The following is a 22,133-nucleotide window of genomic DNA, read 5'->3' as shown; positions in this document are numbered from 1 at the left end:
CGACACGCGGCGGCGGTTATTGAATGTAGCCAGCATAGGAAATAGCGTCACAGACGTGAGTTACTTGACATAACTATAACCTTCAACTGGAAGGTTAAGGTTCAGGGCTTCAAGCTCGACTCCATCAGTTTTCGCAATAGGACACTAACAAGGGACACGTAACGTGGCAGCTCCGCAGAATTACTTGGCCGTCATCAAGGTCGTCGGCATCGGCGGCGGTGGCGTGAACGCAGTCAACCGCATGATCGAGGTGGGTCTCCGCGGTGTCGAATTCATAGCTATTAACACCGATGCCCAGGCTCTGCTGATGAGCGATGCCGACGTTAAACTCGACGTCGGACGGGAACTGACGCGCGGGCTGGGTGCCGGGGCCAATCCCGAGGTCGGCAAGCAGGCTGCCGAGGACCACGCCGACGAGATCGAGGAAGTCCTCCGCGGTGCCGACATGGTCTTCGTGACCGCAGGTGAAGGCGGTGGCACCGGAACAGGCGGCGCGCCGGTTGTTGCCCGCATTGCGCGCTCCCTTGGTGCCCTGACCATCGGCGTTGTCACGCGTCCGTTCACCTTCGAAGGGCGGCGCCGCGCAGGCTCCGCCGAGGCGGGCATCGACGCCCTCCGCGATGAGGTGGACACGTTGATCGTGATCCCCAACGACCGCCTGCTGTCCATCAGCGACCGCAACGTCTCTGTCCTGGACGCTTTCCGCTCCGCTGACCAGGTCCTGCTGTCCGGTGTCCAGGGCATCACGGACCTGATCACCACGCCGGGCCTGATCAACCTTGACTTCGCAGATGTGAAATCCGTCATGCAGGGCGCAGGCTCGGCCCTGATGGGCATCGGCTCAGCCCGCGGCGAAGACCGCGCGGTCAAGGCAGCCGAGCTCGCCATCGCCTCCCCGCTGCTGGAGGCCAGCATCGACGGCGCCCACGGTGTCCTGCTGTCCATCCAGGGCGGCTCCGACCTCGGCCTGTTCGAGATCAACGAGGCCGCCCGCCTGGTCCAGGAAGTCGCCCACCCGGAGGCCAACATCATCTTCGGCGCGGTCATCGACGACGCCCTGGGCGACGAAGCCCGCGTCACCGTCATCGCGGCAGGATTCGACGACGTCAAGGCCACCTCGCCTTCCATGGACCAGTCGCAGCCGCAGGCTGCACCGCAGCGCCCCGCCGTGCCGGCGGCCGCCCCGCAGAGCCAGCCGTCCGCGGGCAGCCAGCAGGTCCACGTCCAGCCCATGCACGCCGGCGTGGGTGCTGCAGGTCTCAGCAGCTGGGGGCAGCAGCGTCCGTCAGCTGTCCCCGCTGACTCTGGGTTCGACGTCGACCTTCCGTCGGTGGTTGAGCCCGATCTCACCGGCAGCCGGTCTGACGACCTGGACGTTCCCGATTTCCTGAAGTAGGAGGCCGCCGGGCGGATATCCGCCCGGCCACCGTCCCGTTTCCTGACCCTGATAGCCGGAGTTCCGATTGTTTTTGTGGCGTGCTGAAGTGCAGCCTGGCGTGTCCGTGGCGTTCACCGACACGAATGCCGGCAATCTGGCCCTGCATGTGGGCGACGACGCCGGCGCGGTGCTTCGCCGCCGGGTCCAACTGGAGCACGCTGCCGGCGTCGCGCCCCGCAAGTTCCAGTACATGAACCAGGTTCACGGCAACGAAGTGTCCCTTGTCTCTGAATCCGGTGCAGTCTCTGCATCCGGTACTGTCGCTGGATCCGGTGCTGTCGCTCCGCAGGCGCCGACGGCGGATGCGCTGGTGTCCCTCGGCGGGCCGCTCGCGGTGATGGTGGCGGACTGCATTCCGCTGGTCTTGGTGGGCGCCGGGGCAACAGGCTCCGTGCTGGCTGCCGTTCATGCCGGGCGTCCCGGCTTGTTCTCCGGCGTCATTCCGGCTGCGGTGGAACAGATGCGCGCCTCCGGCGCCACGGACATCCGTGCCTGGCTGGGCCCGTCCGTCTGCGGGAACTGCTACGAGGTGCCCGCCGAACTCCGCGACGAGGTCGCCGCCCTCCTGCCGGCTGCGTGGTCAACCACAACATGGGGAACGCCGGCGCTCGACCTGCCCGGCGGTGCCGCCAGCCAGCTCGATGCCCTCGGCGTTCCCATCGAATACCGGGGGCCCTGCACCCTCGAAAACGAGTCCTTGTTTTCCTACCGCCGCGACTCCCGGTCCGGCAGATTCGCCGGACTGGTGTGGACCCATGACTGACAGCGCGGCATCCGGGGATGCCCGGACGGAACAGCTGCGGGAGCGCCTGGACGCCGTCCGGCAGCGCATCGACCGCGCCGCCGCAGCGGCCGGCCGCGAAGAAAACCCGCCGCGCCTGATAGTTGTCAGCAAGTTCCATCCGGCCGACGACGTCCGCCGACTGGCAGCGCTTGGCGTCAAGGATTTCGGCGAGAACCGGGACCAGGAGGCCTCCGCAAAGGCCGAGGAACTCGAGGACCTGGACCTTACCTGGCATTTCGTGGGCCAGCTCCAGAGCAAGAAGTCCAAGACAGTGGTCCGGTACGCGTCTGCCGTGCACTCGGTGGACCGCTCCCAGCTCGTGGCGGCCCTGGAGCGGGCCATGGCAGGCCAGCAGCAGCTCACCGGCCGGGCCGACCTGGACTGTTTCATCCAGGTGAGCCTGGAAGATGACGCCGGAGCCCACCGCGGCGGGGCAGCCCCCGAAGAGGTACCGCAGATCGCGGATCAGCTCGAGGCCGCGGACGGCCTTCGCCTGGCGGGAATCATGGCCGTGGCGCCGCTCGGGGCGGATCCTGACCGGGCCTTTGAAAAACTCCTGGGCATTTCAACCAGCCTGCAACGGGATTTCCCTGGCGCCACGGGGATTTCCGCCGGCATGAGCCAGGACTTGGAAGCAGCTGTCCGATTCGGTGCGACACACCTCCGAATTGGCTCAGATATTCTCGGTTCGCGCCCGGCCGTGCGGTAGCGTCTGTCCTATTGGAAGTGAATGGCGGGGATTCCAATGCTGTCTTGACCTTTGGGCGGCCCGCTTCCGGACACGATTAGGAGTCGACCATGGCTGGCGCTCTGCGCAAGACAATGATCTATCTTGGGCTCGCCGACGGCGATGAACACTACGAGTCTGAGCTTTCCACCCAGCAAAAGGATGAGGACAACTCAATGGAGCATGACCGTGAAGAGCGCCGCGCGCCGGCGCCGCTCCGAGAGGTCACCCGTGAAGTGCCACCAGCTGCCGAAGAGGAATACCGCGCACCCGTGACACCCATCAAGCGTGCGGCATCGAGCCGCGAAGAGACCACCGGGCTGCGGCAGATCACCACGATCCACCCGCGCTCCTACAACGACGCCAAGCTCATCGGCGAAAGTTTCCGTGACGGTATCCCCGTCATCATGAACGTGACGGACATGGGGGAGGCGGACGCAAAGCGGCTTGTCGACTTCTCCGCCGGCCTCGTCTTCGGTCTGCGCGGAAGCATCGAGCGCGTGACGAACAAGGTTTTCCTGCTGTCGCCGTCGTATGTTGAAGTCATCGGAGATGACAAGAAAGCCAGCGAGGCCACCGCCAGCTTCTTCAACCAAAGCTAAAAATCGGCTCTCCGGATGCCAGGCAGGGACGCACCTGCCTGGCATCCGTGCTGAAATAGGGGAGCAGCACAATCTGGCAGGAATACCAGGGCATGGAAGTGTCCGCGATGAACATGGAGACAATGGGTTAGCTCATGGGAATACTATTCGGGCTCGTCTACATCGTTCTGCTGTTCATTTTCGTCGCGCTGATTATCCGCCTCGTGTATGACTGGGTTCAGATGTTCGCCCGGGAATGGCGTCCCCGCGGGGTAGCATTGGTGGCGGCTCATGCGGTCTACTCGGTGACCGATCCGCCGCTGAAGGTTCTGCGGCGCCTCATCCCGCCGCTGCGGCTGGGCGGCGTCTCGCTGGACCTTGGGTTTCTGGTGCTGTTCATCGGCCTGAGCATCGCCATGGCGATCACCAAGTCTTTTGCATAACTTCATATCAGCTTGCCCGCGCCGGGGCCGACCCGCATGGATCCCCGGGCGCAGAATACCTTTTGTTTGACGCCACGGTGTTGAATTAGAGGAACCAGACCATATTTAGGTACCGTAGTTTTGACGGCCGGAAGGCCTCCTGACGAACTAGACCAACGAGGTGACCAGATGGCTTTGACGCCAGAAGACGTTGTCAACAAGCGCTTTCAGCCGACCAAGTTCCGCGAAGGCTATGACCAGGATGAGGTTGACGACTTCCTGGACGAGATCGTCGTTGAACTGCGGCGCCTGAACCAGGAGAACGAAGAACTTCGCAAGAAGCTCGCCGAAGGCGGCTCCGGATCGCCGGCTGCCACCTCCGCCGTCGCCCCTGTCGTTGAAAAGGTTCCCGCGCCGTCCAAGTCCGAGAAGGACGAAGCGCGCGCGAAGGCCGAAGCTGAGGCCAAGGCCGCGGAAGCTGCCAAGAAAAAGGAAGCCGAGCAGGCCGCTCCGGTTGCAGCCCCGGCACCCGCCGTCACCAGCAGCAACGTCTCCGAGTCCGCTGCCGGCCTGCTGGCCATGGCGCAGCAGATGCACGACCGCCATGTATCCGAGGGCCAGCAGCAGCGCGACAAGATCATTGCAGAAGCACAGATCGAAGCCAGCAGCCTGGTCAACGACGCGCAGGAGAAGTCCCGCAAGATCCTCGGCGCCCTGGAGCAGCAGCGTTCCGTCCTCGAGCGCAAGGTGGAGCAGCTGCGCGGCTTCGAGCGCGACTACCGCTCTCGCCTGAAGGCCTACATCGAGGGCCAGCTGCGCGACCTGGACGCCCGTGGTTCCGTTGCCGCCCCTGAGGTTGGCGAAAGCAGCAGCGCCGCCGTTTAGCACGTATTCTGAAGGCCGGTGGCTGAGGATTCCTCGGCCACCGGCTTTTGCCATTAACGACGGTTCCCGAATGAAAGCACCATGACTGACGACCTTGCCGCTGACGCAGCGCACCCAGCTTCTTCATCACCGCGGCCACGGCGCGCCGTCCTGCTGTCCCTGTTCGCCGGACTGGCAGTTTTCGCCTACGTCTTCGACCAGCTCACCAAACTGTGGGTCACCAGCACCATGGTGGAGGGCGAACGGATTCCGGTGTTGCCCCCGCTGCTGCACTGGTACTACATCCGGAACTCCGGCGCAGCGTTCTCCATCGGCGAGAACGTGACCTGGGTGTTCACGATCATCATGGTGGTGGTCGCCGCCGCCATCCTGTTCCAGCTGCGCAAGCTCGGATCCGCGTGGTGGGCGCTGGCGCTGGGGCTGCTGTTCGGCGGCGCACTGGGAAACCTGACGGACCGGCTGTTCCGGGACCCGTCGTTCGGAATGGGGCACGTGGTGGACTTCATCCAGTTGCCCAACTTTGCGATCTTCAACATCGCCGACTCCGCCGTCGTGTCATCCGTGGTTATCATCTGCCTGCTGACCCTGCGGGGGATCGCCCTTGACGGATCGCACCACAGCGTCGAAAAGCGGAACGGGTCCGACAATGTCTGAGCGGGTGGTGGTGCCCGAGGAACTGGACGGGACCCGGGTGGACGCAGGCCTGGCCAAGCTGATGGGCATGTCCCGTTCGTCCGCCGCAACCCTGATAGCCGAAGGCAACGTCGTCAGCGGCGGCAAACCGGTGGGCAAGTCCGCCAAACTCGCGTCCGGCGCCGTGCTGCACGTGACGGTCCCGGAGCGCCGGGATCCCCTTGAAGTCGTGGAGGAAGTTGTGGAAGGCCTGAAGATCCTGCTGGATGACGACGACTTTGTGGTGGTCGACAAGCCGGTAGGGGTCGCGGCGCACCCGTCCCCCGGCTGGGTAGGACCCACCGTCGTCGGCGGTCTCGCCGGGGCCGGCTACCGCATCTCCACCTCCGGCTCCGCCGAGCGCGCCGGCATCGTCCACCGCCTCGACGTCGGGACCTCCGGGGTCATGGTGGTGGCCAAGACGGAACCCGCCTACACCGCCCTCAAGCGGGCGTTCAAGGAACGCACCGTGGACAAGGTCTACCACGCGGTGGTCCAGGGCCTGCCGGATCCCCTGCAGGGCACCATCGACGCCCCGATCGGCCGGCATCCCGGCCACGACTGGCGCTTCGCCGTCATCGAGGACGGCCGGCCATCGGTGACGCACTACGAGGTCCTCGAGGCGTTCGGCAAGGCCACCCTGGTGGAAGTGCACCTGGAGACCGGCCGGACCCACCAGATCCGGGTCCATTTCGCCGCACTCCGCCATCCGTGTGCCGGAGACCTCACCTACGGGGCCGACCCGCGGCTCGCTGCTACCCTCGGGCTCACCCGGCAGTGGCTGCACGCCCGTGAGCTGGGTTTCGACCACCCGCGCACCGGCGAACGCGTCACCGTGACCAGCGAGTACCCCGAGGACCTGGCCTACGCATTGGAAGTCCTGGGCACCGGCAAGGCCTGAGCCTGCGGCACGCCGACATTAATTGTCAGGGGGTCGGCACTAGAATGGTGCGGTGACTTCCAGCAATGACTCGTTCGTACATCTCCATACCCACACCGAGTACTCGATGCTGGACGGCGCCGCCAGGCTTGGCGAGCTGTTCGATGAAACGGAGCGGCTGGGGATGCCCGCCCTGGCCACCACCGACCACGGCTACCTCTTCGGTGCCTTCGACTTCTGGCGCAAAGCCACCGATAAGGGCATCAAGCCGATCATCGGCGTCGAAGCATATGTGACTCCCGGGACGGCGCGCGGCGACAAGGGCCGCGTCCGCTGGGGCGACGAGAGCCAGCGCAAGGACGACGTCTCCGGCGGTGGCTCCTACACCCACATGACCCTGCTGAGCTACAACAACGTGGGCATGCGGAACCTGTTCCGTGCCTCCTCGATCGCCTCCCTGGATTCGGTCTTCGGCAAGTGGCCCCGGCTGGACCGCGAGCTGCTGAACACCTACTCTGAGGGCCTCATCGCCACCACCGGCTGCCCCTCGGGCGAGGTCCAGACCCGGCTGCGGCTCGGCCAGTACCGCGAAGCCGTGGAAGCCGCTGCCGAGTTCCGGGACATCTTCGGTGCGGAGAACTACTTCTGTGAACTCATGGACCACGGGCTGGACATTGAACGCCGGGTCACCGGTGACCTCCTGCGGCTGGCCAAAGAGCTGAACCTCCCGCTCGTTGCCACCAACGACCTGCACTACACCCATGAGCATGACGCCAAGGCGCACGAGGCCCTGCTGGCCATCCAGTCCGGCTCGACCCTCCTCGAACCCACCTACGACAACGGCGGTTCCCGTTTCGCGTTCTCCGGCAGCGGCTACTACCTGAAGTCGCCGCGGGAAATGCGCGAGCTGTTCCGCGACCACCCCGAAGCGTGCGACAACACTCTCCTGATCGCCGAGCGGTGCGAGGTGTCCTTCAACACCGGTGCCAACTACATGCCCCGGTTCCCCTGCCCTGAAGGCGAGGACGAAACGTCCTGGCTGGTCAAGGAGGTCGACAAAGGACTCCATTACCGCTACCCCCAGGGCATCCCGGACAAGGTCCGCAAGCAGGCCGACTACGAGCTGGACGTCATCACCTCGATGGGCTTCCCGGGCTACTTCCTCGTGGTGGCCGACTTCATCAACTGGGCCAAGAACAACGGCATCCGGGTGGGTCCCGGGCGTGGCTCCGGTGCAGGATCCATGGTTGCGTACGCCATGCGCATCACCGACCTTGACCCGCTGCACCACGGCCTGATCTTCGAACGATTCCTCAACCCTGACCGCGTCTCCATGCCCGACTTCGACGTCGACTTCGATGACCGGCGCCGTTCCGAGGTCATCGACTATGTGACCCGGAAGTACGGCGACGAGCGCGTGGCCATGATCGTCACGTACGGCACCATCAAGACCAAGCAGGCGCTGAAGGACTCCTCCCGCGTGCTCGGCTACCCCTTCAGCATGGGCGAAACGCTGACCAAGGCTCTGCCGCCGGCCGTGATGGCCAAGGATATTCCGCTCGCCGACATTCAGAACAAAGATGCCAAGCGCTACAGCGAGGCAGGGGATTTCCGGCAGCTGATCAGCACGGATCCCGAGGCCGCCAAGGTTTTCGAGACCGCACTGGGCATTGAGGGCCTGAAGCGGCAATGGGGCGTGCACGCGGCCGGCGTGATCATGTCCTCGGACCCCATCATCGACGTCATTCCGATCATGCGCCGCTTCCAGGACGGCCAGGTCATCACCCAGTTCGACTATCCGACGTCCGAAGGCCTCGGCCTGATCAAGATGGACTTCCTGGGGCTGCGAAACCTGACGATCATTTCCGATGCCCTGGAAAACATCAAGATGAACCGCGGCGTCGACCTGGACCTCGAAACGCTGGAGTTGGATGACGCGGCGTCCTACGAGCTGCTGGCCCGCGGCGACACGCTGGGCGTTTTCCAGCTCGACGGCGGACCCATGCGGTCCCTCCTCAAACTCATGAAGCCTGACAACTTCGAAGACATCTCCGCCGTCCTGGCGCTGTACCGGCCGGGTCCCATGGGCGCCAACGCGCACACCGACTACGCGCTGCGCAAGAACGGGATCCAGGAAGTCATCCCCATCCATCCGGAACTCGAAGAACCCCTCAAGGAGATCCTCGGCGGCACGTTCGGACTGATCGTCTACCAGGAGCAGGTTATGGCCGTGGCGCAGAAGCTCGCCGGCTATTCCCTGGGCCAGGCAGACATTCTGCGCCGCGCCATGGGTAAGAAGAAGAAGTCCGAGCTGGACAAGCAGTTTGCCGGCTTCTCGCAGGGCATGCAGGACAATGGCTACTCCATGGAGGCCGTCAAGACTCTGTGGGACATCCTGCTGCCCTTCTCCGACTACGCCTTCAATAAGGCGCACTCGGCCGCGTACGGCGTGATCTCCTACTGGACGGCGTACCTGAAGGCGCACTACGCGCCGGAGTACATGGCCGCGCTGCTGACCTCGGTTGGCGACGACAAGGACAAGTCCGCGATCTACCTCAACGAATGCCGTCGCATGGGCATCACGGTGCTGCCGCCGGATGTCAATGAATCCGCCCTGAACTTCACCCCGGTGGGGGAGGACATCCGCTTCGGCATGGGCGCCATCCGCAATGTCGGCGTCAACGTGGTCGAGGCCATGGTGGCCGCCCGCGAAAAAGAAGGCGCCTACAGTTCCTTCAAGGACTACCTCATGAAGGTGCCGGCAGTGGTGTGCAACAAGCGCACCATCGAATCGCTGATCAAGGCCGGAGCATTTGACTCACTGGGCCACCACCGCCGTGCGCTGGCCATGGTCCACGAAGAAGCCATCGACTCCGTCATCACCCTCAAGCGCAACGAGGCCATTGGCCAGTTCGATCTCTTTGCCGGCTTCGACGAGGCCGAATCCGAGTCGTCGCTCAGCATCGAGATCCCTGACCTGCCGGAATGGGAGAAGAAGGACAAGCTCGCGTTCGAGCGGGACATGCTGGGCCTGTACGTCTCAGACCACCCGCTGCAGGGCCTGGAAGGCGTCCTGAGCCAGCACGCCGACCAGTCCATCACCTCGATCATCGCGGAGGACGGGCCGCACGACGGCGCCATCATCACGATCGCGGGCATGATCACCTCGCTGAGCCGCAGGATCGCGAAGGCCAGCGGCAACGCCTATGCCCGGGCGGAGATCGAGGACCTCGGCGGTTCCATGGAGGTCATGTTCTTCGGCCAGGTCTACGGGCCGATTGCCTCGGTCCTCGCCGAGGACCTGATCGTGGTGGTCAAGGGCCGGCTGCAGCGGCGCGACGACGGTGCCGTGACCCTGAACTGCATGGAGCTCTCCGTTCCGGACCTCAGCCAGGGCACGAACGGACCGCTGGTGATCACCATGCCCACGCACAAGGCCACCGAGGCCGTGGTCACGGAACTGGGGGACGTGCTGCGCAACCACCGGGGCAACTCCGAGGTCCGGGTGAACCTGCAGGGCGACAGCCGCATCGAGGTCATGGCGCTGCCCGTGCACCTGCGGGTGAATCCGAACCCGTCACTGTTCGGGGACCTGAAGGTGTTGCTGGGCCCGGCCTGCCTGGACGCCTAGATTTCGTAGTCGAGCGGAACGGGCTGCCCGTAGGTTCCGGAGTGGTACAGCAGTGGCGAGCCGTCCTCGCCCACCTGCCCCTCCACCACTTCGACCACCACGACGGCGTTGTTCTCAAACGACAGGCGCATCTGGATCTTGCCGATCAGCCAACCGGCAACGTCCTTGAGCACCGGCACGTCGTGGGGTCCGTGGGCCCAGTGGTCGCCGGCGAAGCGTTCCTTGGTGCGCGCGAACCGGTCGGCCAGCTCCTGGTTCTCCAGTCCGAGCATGTGCACGCCGATGTACGTGGTGTTGGCCACCGCAGGCCACGAGCTGGAACTGCGTGCCATGTTGAAGGTGAAACGCGGGGGTTTGGCGGAAAGCGAGGCAACGGAGGTTGCCGTGAAGCCGTAGGGGACCCCCTCGTAGTTCACAGTGATGATGGCCACGCCCGCTGCGTGCCGGCGGAACATCTCTTTGAACGTGCCCTCGAAGGCGACATCATCTGAGGTCACTGGAATTGATCTCCCTACTGCATTCGTACCGATTGAGTCTCTAGTACAAGACTATGGGGCTTCCGGGCGGATGGAACATTCACCTGGCGCGCAGGCACGCGGCGCGGAATGCCGGCCAACATTTGTTAACGTTTCTTCATGACCCAGCCTGCACCCCTCCCTCCGGTCCGCTCCTCTGACGAGGCCCACGGCGCCCGGCGGCGGCCCGGCAAGGGCTGGGCGTGGGCGGCCGGAATCATCGCCGCCGGCATCCCGGCCGGGCTCCTGTGGTGGCTCCTGGCCCCCGGCGGGCAAAACCTCATTTCCGGAAACTCCGCGCTCTCCTCCGGGACAAACAGCGAGGGCTGGCTGCCCCGGGACCTGGTGCTGGCGGGACTTTTTGTCTTTGCGGGCTGCCTGGTGGCTGTGCTCTTGTCCGGCCGCCGGAACGGCGGGACGCGCCGGATGCTGCTGCTGTCTGTCGCCGCAAGCGCAGCGGCGGCTGTCCTGGCATGGCAGACCGGCGTGCTGGCAGGCCTCTGGCTCGGCGGTCCCCAGGACACGTCGGCGAACGCGAGCGTGGCCTTCTCGCTGCGGTCCCTGACGGTCCTTATCCTGTGGCCCGCCGCTGCGGCTGCCGGCTTCTTCGTCCTGCGCATCATCGGCCTCCTGCGTGCCTCCGTGGACCAGGATGAGGACCAGGAACCGGAAGGTAACAGCCGTGACGGCCGCACGTGGCAGTAGGCAGCGGCGGTAACGGACGTCGGGGCGCGCTGCCGCGGCGCGTAAAATGTACGGGTGACCACTTCTCCGAACACCCCCGCCGTCGACTTCCGCACCGTTGACCTGCGCGGCCGCAGCCTCAGCCTGGCCGAACTCCGTCAGGCGGTGCCGCGGGCACGGCAGCAGACAGTCGCGGACGCCGAGCAGAAGGTCGCCGACATCATCACGGCCGTCCGCCGGCGCGGCTTTGCCGCCCTTGCGGACTTCGCCCGGACGTTCGACGGCGTGGAGCAGACGCATCCGCGCGTTCCGTCCGAGGCGCTGCAGTCAGCGCTGGACGGACTGGATCCTGCCGTGCGCTCTGCGCTTGAAGAGTCCATCAGCCGTGCGCGCCGGTTTGCCGACGGGCAGCGCCCGGCCGACGTCGACATCTCCCTGGGCGACGGCGCAGTGGTGAGCCAGAAGTGGGTGCCCGTGGCACGCGTGGGCCTGTACGTCCCGGGCGGCCTGGCGGTCTACCCGTCGTCGGTGATTATGAACGTGGTTCCGGCGCTGGCCGCAGGCGTGGAGTCGATCGCACTCGCCTCGCCGCCGCAGAAGGACTTTGGCGGCCTCCCGCACCCCACCATCCTGGCCGCCGCGGCGCTCCTGGGCATTGACGAGGTGTATGCCATCGGCGGAGCCCAGGCCATCGCCGCCTTCGCCTACGGCGTGCCCGGCGAAGCAGGGACTCCCGCACTGGAACCCGTCGACGTCGTCACCGGCCCCGGGAACATCTTCGTGGCCACGGCCAAGCGCCTCGTCAAGGGCGTGGTGGGGATCGACTCCGAGGCGGGTACCACGGAGATTGCCATCCTCGCGGACTCCACTGCCCGCCCGGCCTTCGTTGCCGCCGACCTGATCAGCCAGGCCGAACACGATCCGAAGGCCGCCTCTGTCCTGATCACGGATTCCGTCCAGCTCGCCGCGGACGTCCGTGAGGAACTGGAACTGCAGGCTGCATCCACCAAGCACAGCCAGCGGGTCCGCGAGGCACTGTCCGGTCCGCAGTCCGGCGTGGTGCTCGTTGACGACCTCCACCAGGGCATCGCGGCGTGCGACGCCTACGCGGCCGAACACCTGGAAATCATGACCGCGGACGCCCCTGCCGTGGCAGCGCGGATCCGGAACGCGGGCGCTATTTTCGTCGGCGACTACAGCCCCGTAAGCCTCGGCGACTACTGCGCCGGTTCCAACCACGTGCTTCCCACGAGCGGCACGGCGGCGTTTTCGTCCGGACTGAACGTGACGACGTTCCTGCGCGCCATCCAGGTGATCAACTACTCGGAGGTGGCACTGGAGCAGGTCAGCGGCCACATCGTCAGCCTGTCCGGAGCGGAGGACCTCCCGGCGCACGGCGACGCGGTCACGGTCCGGTTCCAGCCGGGCCGCTGACCACTACATGTAGTACCCGTCCACTACATGTAGTAATTACAGGCTTGTTATTCGGCTACATGTGGCCGTAAACTGGACCCGAAAGAAGCTTCGGCCGAGAACGGAAGGGTAGGAAAAACGTGTACTGTCCGTTTTGCCGGAACCCTGATTCACGCGTGGTGGACAGCCGGATGGCCGACGACGGCTCCGCCATCCGCCGCCGCCGGCAGTGCCCTGAGTGCGGCCGCCGCTTCACCACTGTGGAAACCACCAGCCTGTCCGTGATCAAACGCTCTGGCGTGGGTGAACCCTTCAGCCGCAGCAAGGTCATCAACGGCGTCCGCAAGGCCTGCCAGGGCCGGCCCGTCAGCGAGGACGACCTCGCGATGCTGGCACAGGAAGTCGAGGAGAACATCCGGGCCTCCGGTGCTGCGGAAATCGACGCCCACGAGGTTGGCCTGATCATCCTTGGCCCGCTGCAGAAGCTGGACAAGGTGGCGTACCTGCGGTTCGCCAGCGTCTACCAGGCCTTTGAATCACTCGAGGATTTCGAATCCGCCATTGCGCTGCTCCGGCACGAGTCCGACGTCGAGGCCAAAGAGGCGGCGACCCCCAGAACAGAGGGTAAGGGCTCGGACGGTAAGGGTTCTGAGGGCAAGAGCCCGGAAAAGAACACGGTAGAAAAGAACACGGCGAAGAGCACGCTCTAAAGTCTCCGGCGGCGGCTGCGGAGGGGAAGCCGCAGCCGCCGCCGGCTCCAGTGCAAAACGCCGAAGGCGGCAGACCCGGTGTCTGCCGCCTTCGGCGTTTCTGCGGGCCGCGGCCCGCCCGGGACTACTTGGCCAGTTCGTGCTTGACGGCGATCTCCAGGGCAGCGCCCACGATGCCGGCCTCGTTCTTCAGCTCAGCGGGAACGATCGGGGTGCGCAGCTTCATGTGCGGCAGGTACTCGTCGGCGCGCTTGGAAATGCCGCCGCCGACGATGAAGAGCTCGGGGGAGAACAGGAACTCGACGTGGGAGAAGTAACGCTGCAGCAGGACGCTGTACTCCTCCCAGCTGAGGCCGTCCCGTTCACGGGCCACCGCGGACGCTTTGCTTTCGGCGTCGAAGCCGTCGATCTCCAGGTGGCCGAGTTCGGCGTTGGGCACCAGGTGGCCGTTGAAGATGAACGCGGACCCGATGCCGGTGCCGAGGGTGATGACCAGGACGGTGCCGCCGATTCCGGCGCCCGCACCGTACCGGGCTTCGGCCAGCCCGGCCGCGTCGGCGTCGTTGATGACCTCCACGGGGCGGCCCAGGCGGGCCGTAAGCAGCGCATCAATGTCCGTGTTGAGCCAGCTCTTGTCCACGTTGGCGGCAGAGTGGACCACGCCATGCTGGATGATGCCGGGGAACGTCACGCCGATGGGGCTGTCAGCCTCGGGTGCGTCGGGACGTGCCGACAGTTCCTCAACGACTTTGGCCACCACCTCGACCACCGCTTCCGGCGTGGCCGGCTGCGGCGTCGCCAGGCGGAAGCGATCGCCGATCAGTTTGCCCTTCTTCAGGTCGACGATGCCGCCCTTGATTCCGGTGCCGCCGATGTCGATGCCGATCAGCGGGGCGTTCTTGCGGGTCTTTTCGTCCTTCTTGGCCAATGGGATTCCGTTCGTGGCAGGGTAGGGGCTCGGGCTGGGCAAGGCGGACTTGCCCGAATGACGCGGGTGGTTGCCTGGCGTCAGGGAAGGGTGAGGATCTCGGCGCCGGATTCGGTGACGAGGAGCGTGTGTTCGAACTGCGCGGTGCGCTTGCGGTCCCTGGTGACCACGGTCCAGTCGTCGGCCCACATGTCCCACTCGATGGCGCCGAGGGTCAGCATGGGCTCGATAGTGAACACCATGCCCGGTTCGATCACGGTGTTGTAGGCCGGCGCGGCGTCATAGTGCGGGATGATCAGCCCGGTGTGGAACGCCTCGCCCACACCGTGTCCGGTGAAGTCGCGGACCACGCCGTAGCCGAAGCGCCTGGCGTAGGACTCGATGGCGCGGCCGATCACGTTGATTTGGCGTCCGGGGGCGACGGCCTTGATGGCGCGGTTGAGGGACTCCCGGGTCCGCTCAACCAGCAGCCGCGACTCCTCGTCCACGTCGCCCACCAGGAAGGTGTAATTGGTGTCACCGTGGACCCCGCCGATGAAGGCGGTGATGTCGATGTTGAGGATGTCGCCGTCCTGCACCACCGTGCTGTCCGGGATGCCGTGGCAAATGACCTCATTCAGCGACGAGCACAGGGACTTGGGGAAGCCGCGGTACCCCAGCGTGGACGGGTAGGCGCTGTGGTCCAGCAGGAACTCGTGGCCGATGCGGTCCAGCTCGTCGGTGGTGATGCCCGGCCGGATGTGCTGGCCCACCTCCACGATGGCCTGTGCGGCGATCCTGCTGGCAACCCGGATCTTCTCGATGGTTTCCGTTGACTTGACCTCTGACCCGGTGAACTTGGCCGGACCTGGCTTGCCGACATACTCCGGCCGCGGAATCGACGCCGGAACGGGCCGCTGCGGGCTGACGGTTCCCGGGGTAAGCGTGCCGGTGGGTGCGGTCGAGGCTAAGGAAGGCATAGATTGATCATATAAGGCAGCACAGAACGCCATGTAAATTAATGCGCCCGCCGGCTACCGTTGCGGGTTACGTTACGTGGATCACGGCGGGAGTGTGCCGATGACCGGAAAGCGAGGAAGACCGATGCCCGAGTACTGGTACAACGTCAAGACCCACATGGTGGAGGAAGACGCGATGTCGGACTGGACCCAGCTGATCGGTCCCTACAAGACCCGGGAAGAGGCGGAACACGCGCTCGAGAAGGTCAAGGCCCGCAACGAAAGCTGGGAAAAGGGCGACGACGACTGACCCTTCCGCTGCACGGTCAGGTAGCGCTTCCGGAAAGAACGCTCCGGGTCAGAACGAATGCTCCGGCCCGGGGAACTGTCCCGACCGGACGTCGTCGCCATAGGCCTTGGCCGCGTCGCTCAGGGCGGTCCGGAGGTCCGCGTACTGCTTGACGAACTTGGCCATCCTACCGCCGCGGAGGCCGGCCATGTCCTGCCAGACCAGAACCTGCCCCGTGGTGGCATTGCCCGCGCCGATGCCGATGGTGGGCACTGAAACGGCAGCGTCCACGGACTTTGCCGTCTCCGCGGGAACCATTTCCATAAGCACGCAGAACGCGCCGGCGTCGGCCAGCGCCGCGGCGTCCTCCACGAGCCGCGCGGCGTCCTCACCCCGGCCCTGCACCCGGTAGCCGCCCAGGGAATGCTCACTCTGGGGCGTGAAGCCGATGTGACCCATGACCGGAATGCCGGCCTGGACCATCGCCCTGACTGTGTCGGCGTAGAACTTGCCGCCCTCAAGCTTCACCGCGTGCGCCAGGCCCTCCTTGAGGAAACGCACGCCGGTGGCCACCGCCTGCTGCGGCGAAACCTCGTAGCTGCCGAAGGGGAGATCCGCCACCACGAGGGCGCGTTTCGCCGAGCGTGCGACCGCCCGGCACAGCGGCAGCAGCTCATCGACGGTGACGGGAAGGCTGGTTTCGTTGCCAAAGACATTGTTGGAGGCGGAGTCGCCCACCAGCAGGACCTCGATGCCTGCCTGGTCGAAGATCTCGGCCGTGTACTGGTCATACGCCGTGAGCATGGCGAAGCGTTCGCCGCTGGTCTTGGCCTGCTGCAGGTGGTGCGTGCGGATCCGGGGGAGCGGCTTCCGTGCGGAGTCCGACGGCGGCGCTGCTGCTGCCGTGGGGCCGTTCCCGTAGGGTGCAGGTACTTCAGCGGACGTGCTTGGATCGGGACTGCTGCTTGAGGCCATGGCAAGAGCGTAGTCCGGGACCCGCCGTGCTAGCCACCGGCCGCCATGGGATGCCGCGTGATTCGCGTCATAGCCGGATTGCCCCGGCGGGGCTGCCCGCCCTCCGGTTAAGTGTTAACGCTGTGTTACGCGCCGCAGCCGCGCCAGCATCACGCGTAAATGCTTAGTAAAGTGATCCGTGAGCTGCCGCTGCTCCGTCGTCGACGGACCGGGGCATGAACGTAGACCGGAGAAGAGGCCTTCATGGACCGCCAGCAAGAGTTTGTCCTGCGCACGATCGAAGAGCGCGACGTACGTTTTGTGCGCCTGTGGTTCACCGACGTCGTGGGCTCGCTCAAGTCGGTGGCGCTGGCACCCGCGGAGGTCGAAGGCGCCTTCGAGGAGGGCCTCGGCTTCGACGGCTCGGCCATCGAAGGCCTTGCGCGTGTCTTCGAGTCGGACATGCTGGCCCAGCCGGACCCGTCCACCTTCCAGATCCTTCCGTGGCGCGGCGAGACCGAGCAGACTTCCCGCATGTTCTGCGACATCCTGACTCCCGACGGCGAGCCCTCGGCAGCGGATCCGCGCAACGTCCTCAAGCGCACCCTGGCCAAGGCCGCCGATATGGGGTTCACGTGCTACACCCACCCCGAGATTGAGTTCTACCTGCTCAAGTCGCAGGAGCCCGGCCCCGACGGTTCGCCCATTCCCGTGGACGAGGGCGGCTACTTTGACCACGTCCCCGGCGGCGTGGCCCAGGACTTCCGCCGCACCGCCGTGACCATGCTTGAATCCGTGGGTATCTCCGTGGAGTTCAGCCACCACGAGGCCGGCCCGGGCCAGAACGAAATCGACCTGCGCTACGCGGACGCCCTGCAGACAGCGGACAACATCATGACCTTCCGGACGGTCATCAAGGAAGTGGCACTGCAGCAGGGCACGTACGCCACCTTCATGCCCAAGCCCTTCACGGCCCACCCGGGTTCGGGCATGCACACGCACTTCTCGCTCTTCGAAGGGGACACCAACGCCTTCTTCGAGGCAGGTGCGGAATTCCAGCTCTCCAAGACGGCGCGCCAGTTCATTGCCGGCATCCTCAAGCACGCCCCCGAATTCACCGCGGTCACCAACCAGTTCGTCAACTCCTACAAGCGCCTCTGGGGCGGGGGAGAGGCGCCCAGCTACCTGAGCTGGGGGCACAACAACCGCTCCGCGCTCGTCCGTGTCCCGCTGTACAAGCCGGGCAAGGGGCAGTCAGCCCGGATCGAATACCGCGGCATCGACTCGGCCGCCAACCCCTACCTTGCCTACGCCGTGCTCCTGGGCGCCGGGCTGAAGGGAATCGAGGAGGGCTACGAGCTGCCCGCAGCGGCGGAGGACGACATCTGGTCGTTGAGCTCCGCGGAGCGCCGGGCGATGGGCCACGACCCCCTTCCCGCCAGCCTGCATGACGCGATCCGGGCCATGGAGGACTCGGAACTTATGCCGCAGATCCTGGGCGAGCAGGTCTTCGAGCACTTCCTGCGCAACAAGCGGGCGGAGTGGCAGGACTACCGCCTGCAGGTGACCCCCTATGAGCTGCAGCGCAACCTCGCCATCCTGTAGGCGGCTGCCATGAGCTTGGCCCGCCGGCTCATTACCGCCGGCTTCAGTGACCTCGAGAAGGGCGAACGCTTCCTTGCTGCCCCCGAACTGGAGGGCATTGACCAGGACATCCTGTTTGCCGGACTGCAGCTGGCGGCGAACCCGGACGCCGCGCTGCAGTCCCTGGTCCGGCTGATCGAGAAGCACCCGGACCTGCGGAAGCTGGCAGCGGCGGACACCGAGGTGAGCGAACCGCTCTACCGGGTCCTGGGCGCCAGCGAGGCACTGGGTGAATTCCTGATCCGGCACCCGGAGCACCTCGACGCCTTCAATGTCACCGCCAGCCCGGAACCGCTCCAGGCCGATCCTGCCGAGCTGCGTGCCCAGCTGCTCAGGTCGGTGCGCGCAGACCCCACCGCAGCCCGGCCGGTGGCGGGCATGTCGGGCCCGGAGGCCTACGAGGCGCTCCGCACCGCCTACCGCAGGGGCGTGGTGGACCTCGCCGTCAAGGACCTCTGCGCCGCTGACCCGCTGGACTTCATGCCCGCCGTCGGCGCCGAACTCGCGGACCTGGCCGGGGCGGCCATCGAGGCGGCCCTCGCTGTCTCCCGCGCCGAAGCCGCGGTGAAGTTCGACGCCGGGGAGGTCGCCGACGTCGCCCTGTCGGTAATCGGGATGGGCAAGTGCGGAGCCCGCGAACTGAACTACATTTCCGACGTCGATGTCATCTACGTGGTGGAGGCAGGCGAGCTGGACGACGCCCGGGCCAACACCATCGGCACCGCGCTGGCGTCCGGCATCTCGCGCGCCATTTCGTCCCCGGCCCGCGAGCCCGGCCTGTGGGAGGTTGACGCCAACCTCCGTCCGGAGGGAAAGTCCGGCCCGCTGGTCCGGACACTGGCTTCGCACCAGAGCTACTACGCCCGGTGGGCGGAAAGCTGGGAGTTCCAGGCGCTCCTGAAGGCGCGGACCATTGCGGGCGACGCAGAGCTCGGCGCGCGCTACGAGGAGGCCGTCTCGCCGCTCGTGTGGACCTCGGCAAACCGGGACGGATTCGTTGAGTCCGTGCAGGCCATGCGCCGCCGGGTGACCGAACACATCCCGCCGGCCGAGGAGCAGCGGCAGATCAAGCTGGGCCGGGGCGGGCTGCGCGACGTCGAATTCACCGTCCAGCTCCTCCAGCTCGTGCACGGCAAATCGGACGAATCCCTCCGCCGCCGCGACACGACGTCGGCCATAGCAGCACTGTCTACCGGCGGCTACATCGGCCGGGCAGACGCGGCCGCGTTCGACCACGCCTACCGCTACCTGCGGCTGCTCGAGCACCGCATCCAGCTGTTCCAGCTGCGCCGGACGCACCTGATGCCGGTCAAGGAGGAGCCCCTCCGCACCCTGGCCAAGGCAGTGCTGGGACCCTTCTCAACAGACCGGCCGCACCCAGACGCCCTGCTGGCGGCGTGGCAGCGGACAAAACGCTCCGTCCGCGAGCTGCACGACCGGATCTTCTACCGTCCGCTCCTGAACACGGCCGCCAAGCTGAGCAGCGAGGACGCGCGGCTGACTCCGGAAGCCGCGCAGGGCCGGCTCGCGGCACTCGGTTACCGGGACCCGCAGGGCGCACTCCGCCACATCGAGGCGCTGACCGCGGGGGTCAGCCGGCGTGCGGCCCTGCAGCGGCAGCTGCTGCCCATCCTCCTGGGCTGGCTGGCTGAGGGCGTGGACCCCGACGCCGGGCTGCTCGCCTTCCGCAGGATCAGCGAGGGCCTTGGCACCACGCACTGGTACCTCGGCATGCTGCGCGATTCCGCTGCAGCGGCCGAGCGGCTGTGCCACATGCTGTCCAACTCCCGCCTCATCGCCGACCTCCTCGAGGTGTCACCGGAATCGGTGTCCTGGCTGGGGACGGACAAGGAACTGGCGCCGCTCAGCTTTGAGGCGCAATGGCAGGAGATCACCTCCAAGATGTCCCGGCACTCGGACCCGGAAAGCGCCATGCGCCTCATCCGGCTCATCCGTCGCCGTGAAATCCTTCGGATCGCCATCGCGGACAGCGCCGGCCTGCTCCGCCAGGACCAGGTGGGGGAGGCGCTGGCCGAGACGGACCGCGCCGCCATCCTTGGCGCCCTGCGGGTGGCGGAAAACATTGTCTCCGCCGCCGGCCCGCTGACGACATCGGTGCTGGTGGTGGCCATGGGCCGGCAGGGCGGGCTGGAGATCGGCTACGGGTCCGACGCCGACGTCCTGTACGTCCACCGTGCGCTGCCCGGGGCCTCGGACGGTGAAGCCCAGCAGCAGGCCGCGAAGATCGTGGGCCATCTGTCAACCCTTCTGACCCAGCCGCTCAAGCCGGCGATCATGGCCGAACGGGTTCTTGCCGTGGACGCTGACCTTCGCCCGGAGGGCAAGAACGGGGCGATGGTGCGGTCGCTGGAGTCCTACGGCGAGTACTACCGCCGCTGGTCGCTCATCTGGGAGGCGCAGGCACTGCTCCGTGCCCGGCCGATCGCGGGTGACGACGGGCTTGCGGCCGACTTCGTGAAGCTCATCGATCCCATCCGCTACCCGGCCGCCGTCTCCGACGCGGACGTCCGGGAGATACGCCGCATCAAGGCGCGGGTGGAGTCCGAGCGGCTGCCCCGCGGCGCCGATCCTGCCAGGCATCTCAAGCTGGGACGCGGCGGCCTGAGCGACGTGGAATGGCTCGTGCAGCTGCTGCAGCTCCAGCACGCCGGTAGCCACCCGGAACTGCGCACCACCTCCACCCTGAAGGCTCTCCACGCGGCGGCCTCGCTGGGGCTGCTGGAAGACGACGACGCCCGCCTGCTGGCCGACGCCTGGCGGCTCGCCAGCCGGATCCGTTCCGCAAACGTGATCTGGACGGGCCGCGCTTCGGACCTGCTGCCCTCGTCCCGGCGCGACCTGGAGGCCGTGGCCAGATGGTGCGGCTATGAGGAAGGGATGGCCACGGCGTTCGAGGAGGACTATCTGAGGGTGAGCAGACGGGCCCGTGCGGTGTTCGAGAAGGTCTTCTACGGCCACTGAACCGGTGCTAGGTTTGGGCGCATGGCTACCCAAATCTTCATGAACCTTCCCGTCCGGGACCTGGACAGATCCGTGCAGTTCTTCACAGCGCTGGGCTTCACGTTCAACCAGGACTACACGGATGAGAACGCCACCTGCATGGTGATCAACGATGACGCCTTCGTGATGCTCCTCGTGGAGAAGTTCTTCAAGACGTTCACCGCCAAGGAGATCGTGGACGCCACCTCGGCCACCGAGGCCATCATGGCCTTCTCGGTGGACAGCCGGGAGGCCGTGGACCAGATGGTGGGCAAGGCCCTGGCCGCCGGCGGGACCGAATCGCAGCCGGTGCAGGATTACGGCTTCATGTACAGCCACAGCTTCCAGGATCCGGACGGGCACCTGTGGGAGGTCATATGGATGGATCCGGCGGGTCCGCCCGCCGACGGGGCGGCGCCTGCTTCCTGACGGAATATGAATCCGGACGTATGGCTCATTCCGTTGCGGGACCTGGATGCCGATGCCCGCGCCATCCAGCTGGGTGCGGTGGCGGAACTGGAACTCGCACCTGGCCAGCAGGAGTTTGTGGGCGACCCGCTGCGCATGATGCTGGCGGGGCTCGAGGACGGGTCCCGCAGGCCCTATGTCGTCGAGGCGGGCGGCAGGGCTGCCGGGGTCCTGACGCTGCAGTCGGGGGCAGCCCGGTTGGCCGGTTGGCCCGACGACGACTCCGCCTGGCTGCTTCGCGGGTTCCTGATCGACAGGCGGCGGCAGGGCCAGGGCCTGGGCCAGGCGGCAGCCTCTGCCGCAGTTGCGGCGGCCGCCAGACTGACGGCACGGCTGGGAGGCGGCCAGGCCGGCGTCGTGCTTTCAGTCAACGAGCGCAACCCCGCCGGGCAGGGAGCCTACCTGAAGGCGGGTTTTGCGGACAAAGGCGTCTATCTGGGCGGCGAGGCCGGTCCGCAGCGGACCATGTACGCCGCCTTCTGAACGCTCATCCGGCACGGGAACACCGCCGGACCGTTGCGCCGGCACGGAGGCGTGCCTACGCTGTGTCTTGGCAGTGCACTTCAAACC

21 protein-coding genes are annotated in these 22,133 nt (G+C 66.2%); 17 read left to right on the top strand and 4 right to left on the bottom strand.

What is annotated here, in order from left to right:
* Positions 1-163 precede the first annotated feature (163 nt).
* From ftsZ to dnaE, 9 genes are all read left to right on the top strand, one after another.
* Entirely contained in the window at positions 164-1,396 is a 1,233-nt protein-coding gene (ftsZ, locus tag AC57BR_RS11070; protein ID WP_496360425.1) for a cell division protein FtsZ, read from the top strand.
* A 67-nt stretch (positions 1,397-1,463) separates the two neighbouring features.
* Positions 1,464-2,201 carry a purine nucleoside phosphorylase YfiH/LACC1 family protein gene (locus AC57BR_RS11065; protein ID WP_496360423.1) on the top strand — a complete coding sequence of 246 codons (738 nt, stop codon included), beginning with the start codon at positions 1,464-1,466 and terminating at the stop codon, positions 2,199-2,201.
* On the top strand, positions 2,194-2,931 hold the full coding sequence (locus AC57BR_RS11060; RefSeq protein ID WP_496360421.1) for a YggS family pyridoxal phosphate-dependent enzyme: 738 nt from the start codon (positions 2,194-2,196) through the stop codon (positions 2,929-2,931). The genes AC57BR_RS11065 and AC57BR_RS11060 overlap by 8 nt, the downstream gene beginning before the upstream one ends.
* An 89-nt stretch (positions 2,932-3,020) precedes the next feature.
* Positions 3,021-3,551 (top strand): cell division protein SepF, encoded by a 531-nt coding sequence (locus AC57BR_RS11055; protein WP_306922314.1) that lies wholly within the window; start codon positions 3,021-3,023, stop codon positions 3,549-3,551.
* A 134-nt stretch (positions 3,552-3,685) separates the two neighbouring features.
* Positions 3,686-3,973: a YggT family protein gene (locus tag AC57BR_RS11050; protein ID WP_496360419.1), complete on the top strand. Its 288-nt coding sequence runs from the start codon at positions 3,686-3,688 to the stop codon at positions 3,971-3,973.
* 168 nt (positions 3,974-4,141) lie between these two features.
* Positions 4,142-4,837, top strand: a complete 696-nt coding sequence (locus AC57BR_RS11045) for a DivIVA domain-containing protein (RefSeq protein ID WP_496360417.1) — start codon at positions 4,142-4,144, stop codon at positions 4,835-4,837.
* 81 nt (positions 4,838-4,918) lie between these two features.
* On the top strand, positions 4,919-5,491 hold the full coding sequence (gene lspA / locus AC57BR_RS11040) for a signal peptidase II (RefSeq protein WP_496360415.1): 573 nt from the start codon (positions 4,919-4,921) through the stop codon (positions 5,489-5,491).
* Positions 5,484-6,410 carry an RluA family pseudouridine synthase gene (locus AC57BR_RS11035; protein WP_353711868.1) on the top strand — a complete coding sequence of 309 codons (927 nt, stop codon included), beginning with the start codon at positions 5,484-5,486 and terminating at the stop codon, positions 6,408-6,410. The genes lspA and AC57BR_RS11035 overlap by 8 nt, the downstream gene beginning before the upstream one ends.
* A gap of 52 nt (positions 6,411-6,462) precedes the next feature.
* Positions 6,463-10,020: a DNA polymerase III subunit alpha gene (dnaE, locus tag AC57BR_RS11030; protein WP_496360413.1), complete on the top strand. Its 3,558-nt coding sequence runs from the start codon at positions 6,463-6,465 to the stop codon at positions 10,018-10,020.
* On the opposite strand, the gene AC57BR_RS11025 is transcribed toward dnaE, so the two are convergent.
* Complete coding sequence (locus AC57BR_RS11025) at positions 10,017-10,475, bottom strand: flavin reductase family protein (RefSeq protein ID WP_190243070.1); 459 nt, start codon at positions 10,473-10,475, stop codon at positions 10,017-10,019. The two genes, dnaE and AC57BR_RS11025, sit on opposite strands and share 4 nt — an antisense overlap.
* Before the next feature lie 180 nt (positions 10,476-10,655).
* Here AC57BR_RS11025 and AC57BR_RS11020 point away from each other — a divergent pair, with 180 nt between their 5' ends.
* From AC57BR_RS11020 to nrdR, 3 genes are all read left to right on the top strand, one after another.
* Positions 10,656-11,240: a hypothetical protein gene (locus AC57BR_RS11020; protein WP_496360411.1), complete on the top strand. Its 585-nt coding sequence runs from the start codon at positions 10,656-10,658 to the stop codon at positions 11,238-11,240.
* A gap of 54 nt (positions 11,241-11,294) precedes the next feature.
* A complete protein-coding gene (gene hisD, locus AC57BR_RS11015; protein WP_496360409.1) occupies positions 11,295-12,653 on the top strand; it encodes a histidinol dehydrogenase in 1,359 nt (452 codons plus the stop codon).
* Positions 12,654-12,772: 119 nt separating this feature from the next.
* The gene (gene nrdR / locus AC57BR_RS11010) at positions 12,773-13,342 is read left to right on the top strand and encodes a transcriptional regulator NrdR (protein ID WP_496360407.1); all 570 of its coding nucleotides are present in this window, start codon (positions 12,773-12,775) and stop codon (positions 13,340-13,342) included.
* 124 nt (positions 13,343-13,466) lie between these two features.
* Here the strand turns inward: nrdR and ppgK are convergent, their stop codons facing one another.
* Together ppgK and map are read right to left on the bottom strand one after the other, a co-directional pair.
* Positions 13,467-14,270: a polyphosphate--glucose phosphotransferase gene (ppgK, locus tag AC57BR_RS11005; protein WP_496360405.1), complete on the bottom strand. Its 804-nt coding sequence runs from the start codon at positions 14,268-14,270 to the stop codon at positions 13,467-13,469.
* Positions 14,271-14,350: 80 nt separating this feature from the next.
* Positions 14,351-15,229, bottom strand: a complete 879-nt coding sequence (gene map, locus AC57BR_RS11000) for a type I methionyl aminopeptidase (protein ID WP_496360403.1) — start codon at positions 15,227-15,229, stop codon at positions 14,351-14,353.
* Positions 15,230-15,353: 124 nt separating this feature from the next.
* Here map and AC57BR_RS10995 point away from each other — a divergent pair, with 124 nt between their 5' ends.
* Positions 15,354-15,518, top strand: a complete 165-nt coding sequence (locus AC57BR_RS10995; RefSeq protein ID WP_190603389.1) for an SPOR domain-containing protein — start codon at positions 15,354-15,356, stop codon at positions 15,516-15,518.
* A gap of 48 nt (positions 15,519-15,566) precedes the next feature.
* Here AC57BR_RS10995 and panB read toward each other — a convergent pair whose 3' ends face one another.
* Entirely contained in the window at positions 15,567-16,472 is a 906-nt protein-coding gene (gene panB / locus AC57BR_RS10990; RefSeq protein ID WP_496360400.1) for a 3-methyl-2-oxobutanoate hydroxymethyltransferase, read from the bottom strand.
* Positions 16,473-16,715: 243 nt separating this feature from the next.
* On the opposite strand from panB, the gene glnA reads away from it, so the two are divergent.
* The 4 genes from glnA to AC57BR_RS10970 are packed head-to-tail and all read left to right on the top strand — an operon-like array spanning position 16,716 to position 22,046.
* Positions 16,716-18,056 carry a type I glutamate--ammonia ligase gene (gene glnA, locus AC57BR_RS10985; protein ID WP_003801714.1) on the top strand — a complete coding sequence of 447 codons (1,341 nt, stop codon included), beginning with the start codon at positions 16,716-16,718 and terminating at the stop codon, positions 18,054-18,056.
* 9 nt (positions 18,057-18,065) lie between these two features.
* Positions 18,066-21,077 carry a bifunctional [glutamine synthetase] adenylyltransferase/[glutamine synthetase]-adenylyl-L-tyrosine phosphorylase gene (locus tag AC57BR_RS10980; RefSeq protein ID WP_496360397.1) on the top strand — a complete coding sequence of 1,004 codons (3,012 nt, stop codon included), beginning with the start codon at positions 18,066-18,068 and terminating at the stop codon, positions 21,075-21,077.
* 21 nt (positions 21,078-21,098) lie between these two features.
* The gene (locus AC57BR_RS10975; RefSeq protein ID WP_496360396.1) at positions 21,099-21,524 is read left to right on the top strand and encodes a VOC family protein; all 426 of its coding nucleotides are present in this window, start codon (positions 21,099-21,101) and stop codon (positions 21,522-21,524) included.
* A 6-nt stretch (positions 21,525-21,530) separates the two neighbouring features.
* Complete coding sequence (locus AC57BR_RS10970; protein ID WP_496360395.1) at positions 21,531-22,046, top strand: GNAT family N-acetyltransferase; 516 nt, start codon at positions 21,531-21,533, stop codon at positions 22,044-22,046.
* Positions 22,047-22,133: the final 87 nt, after the last annotated feature.

The organism is Arthrobacter sp. BGA-UO-ETr-C19, assembly GCF_059568005.1.
This window is presented reverse-complemented; position numbering and strand designations above follow the sequence as displayed.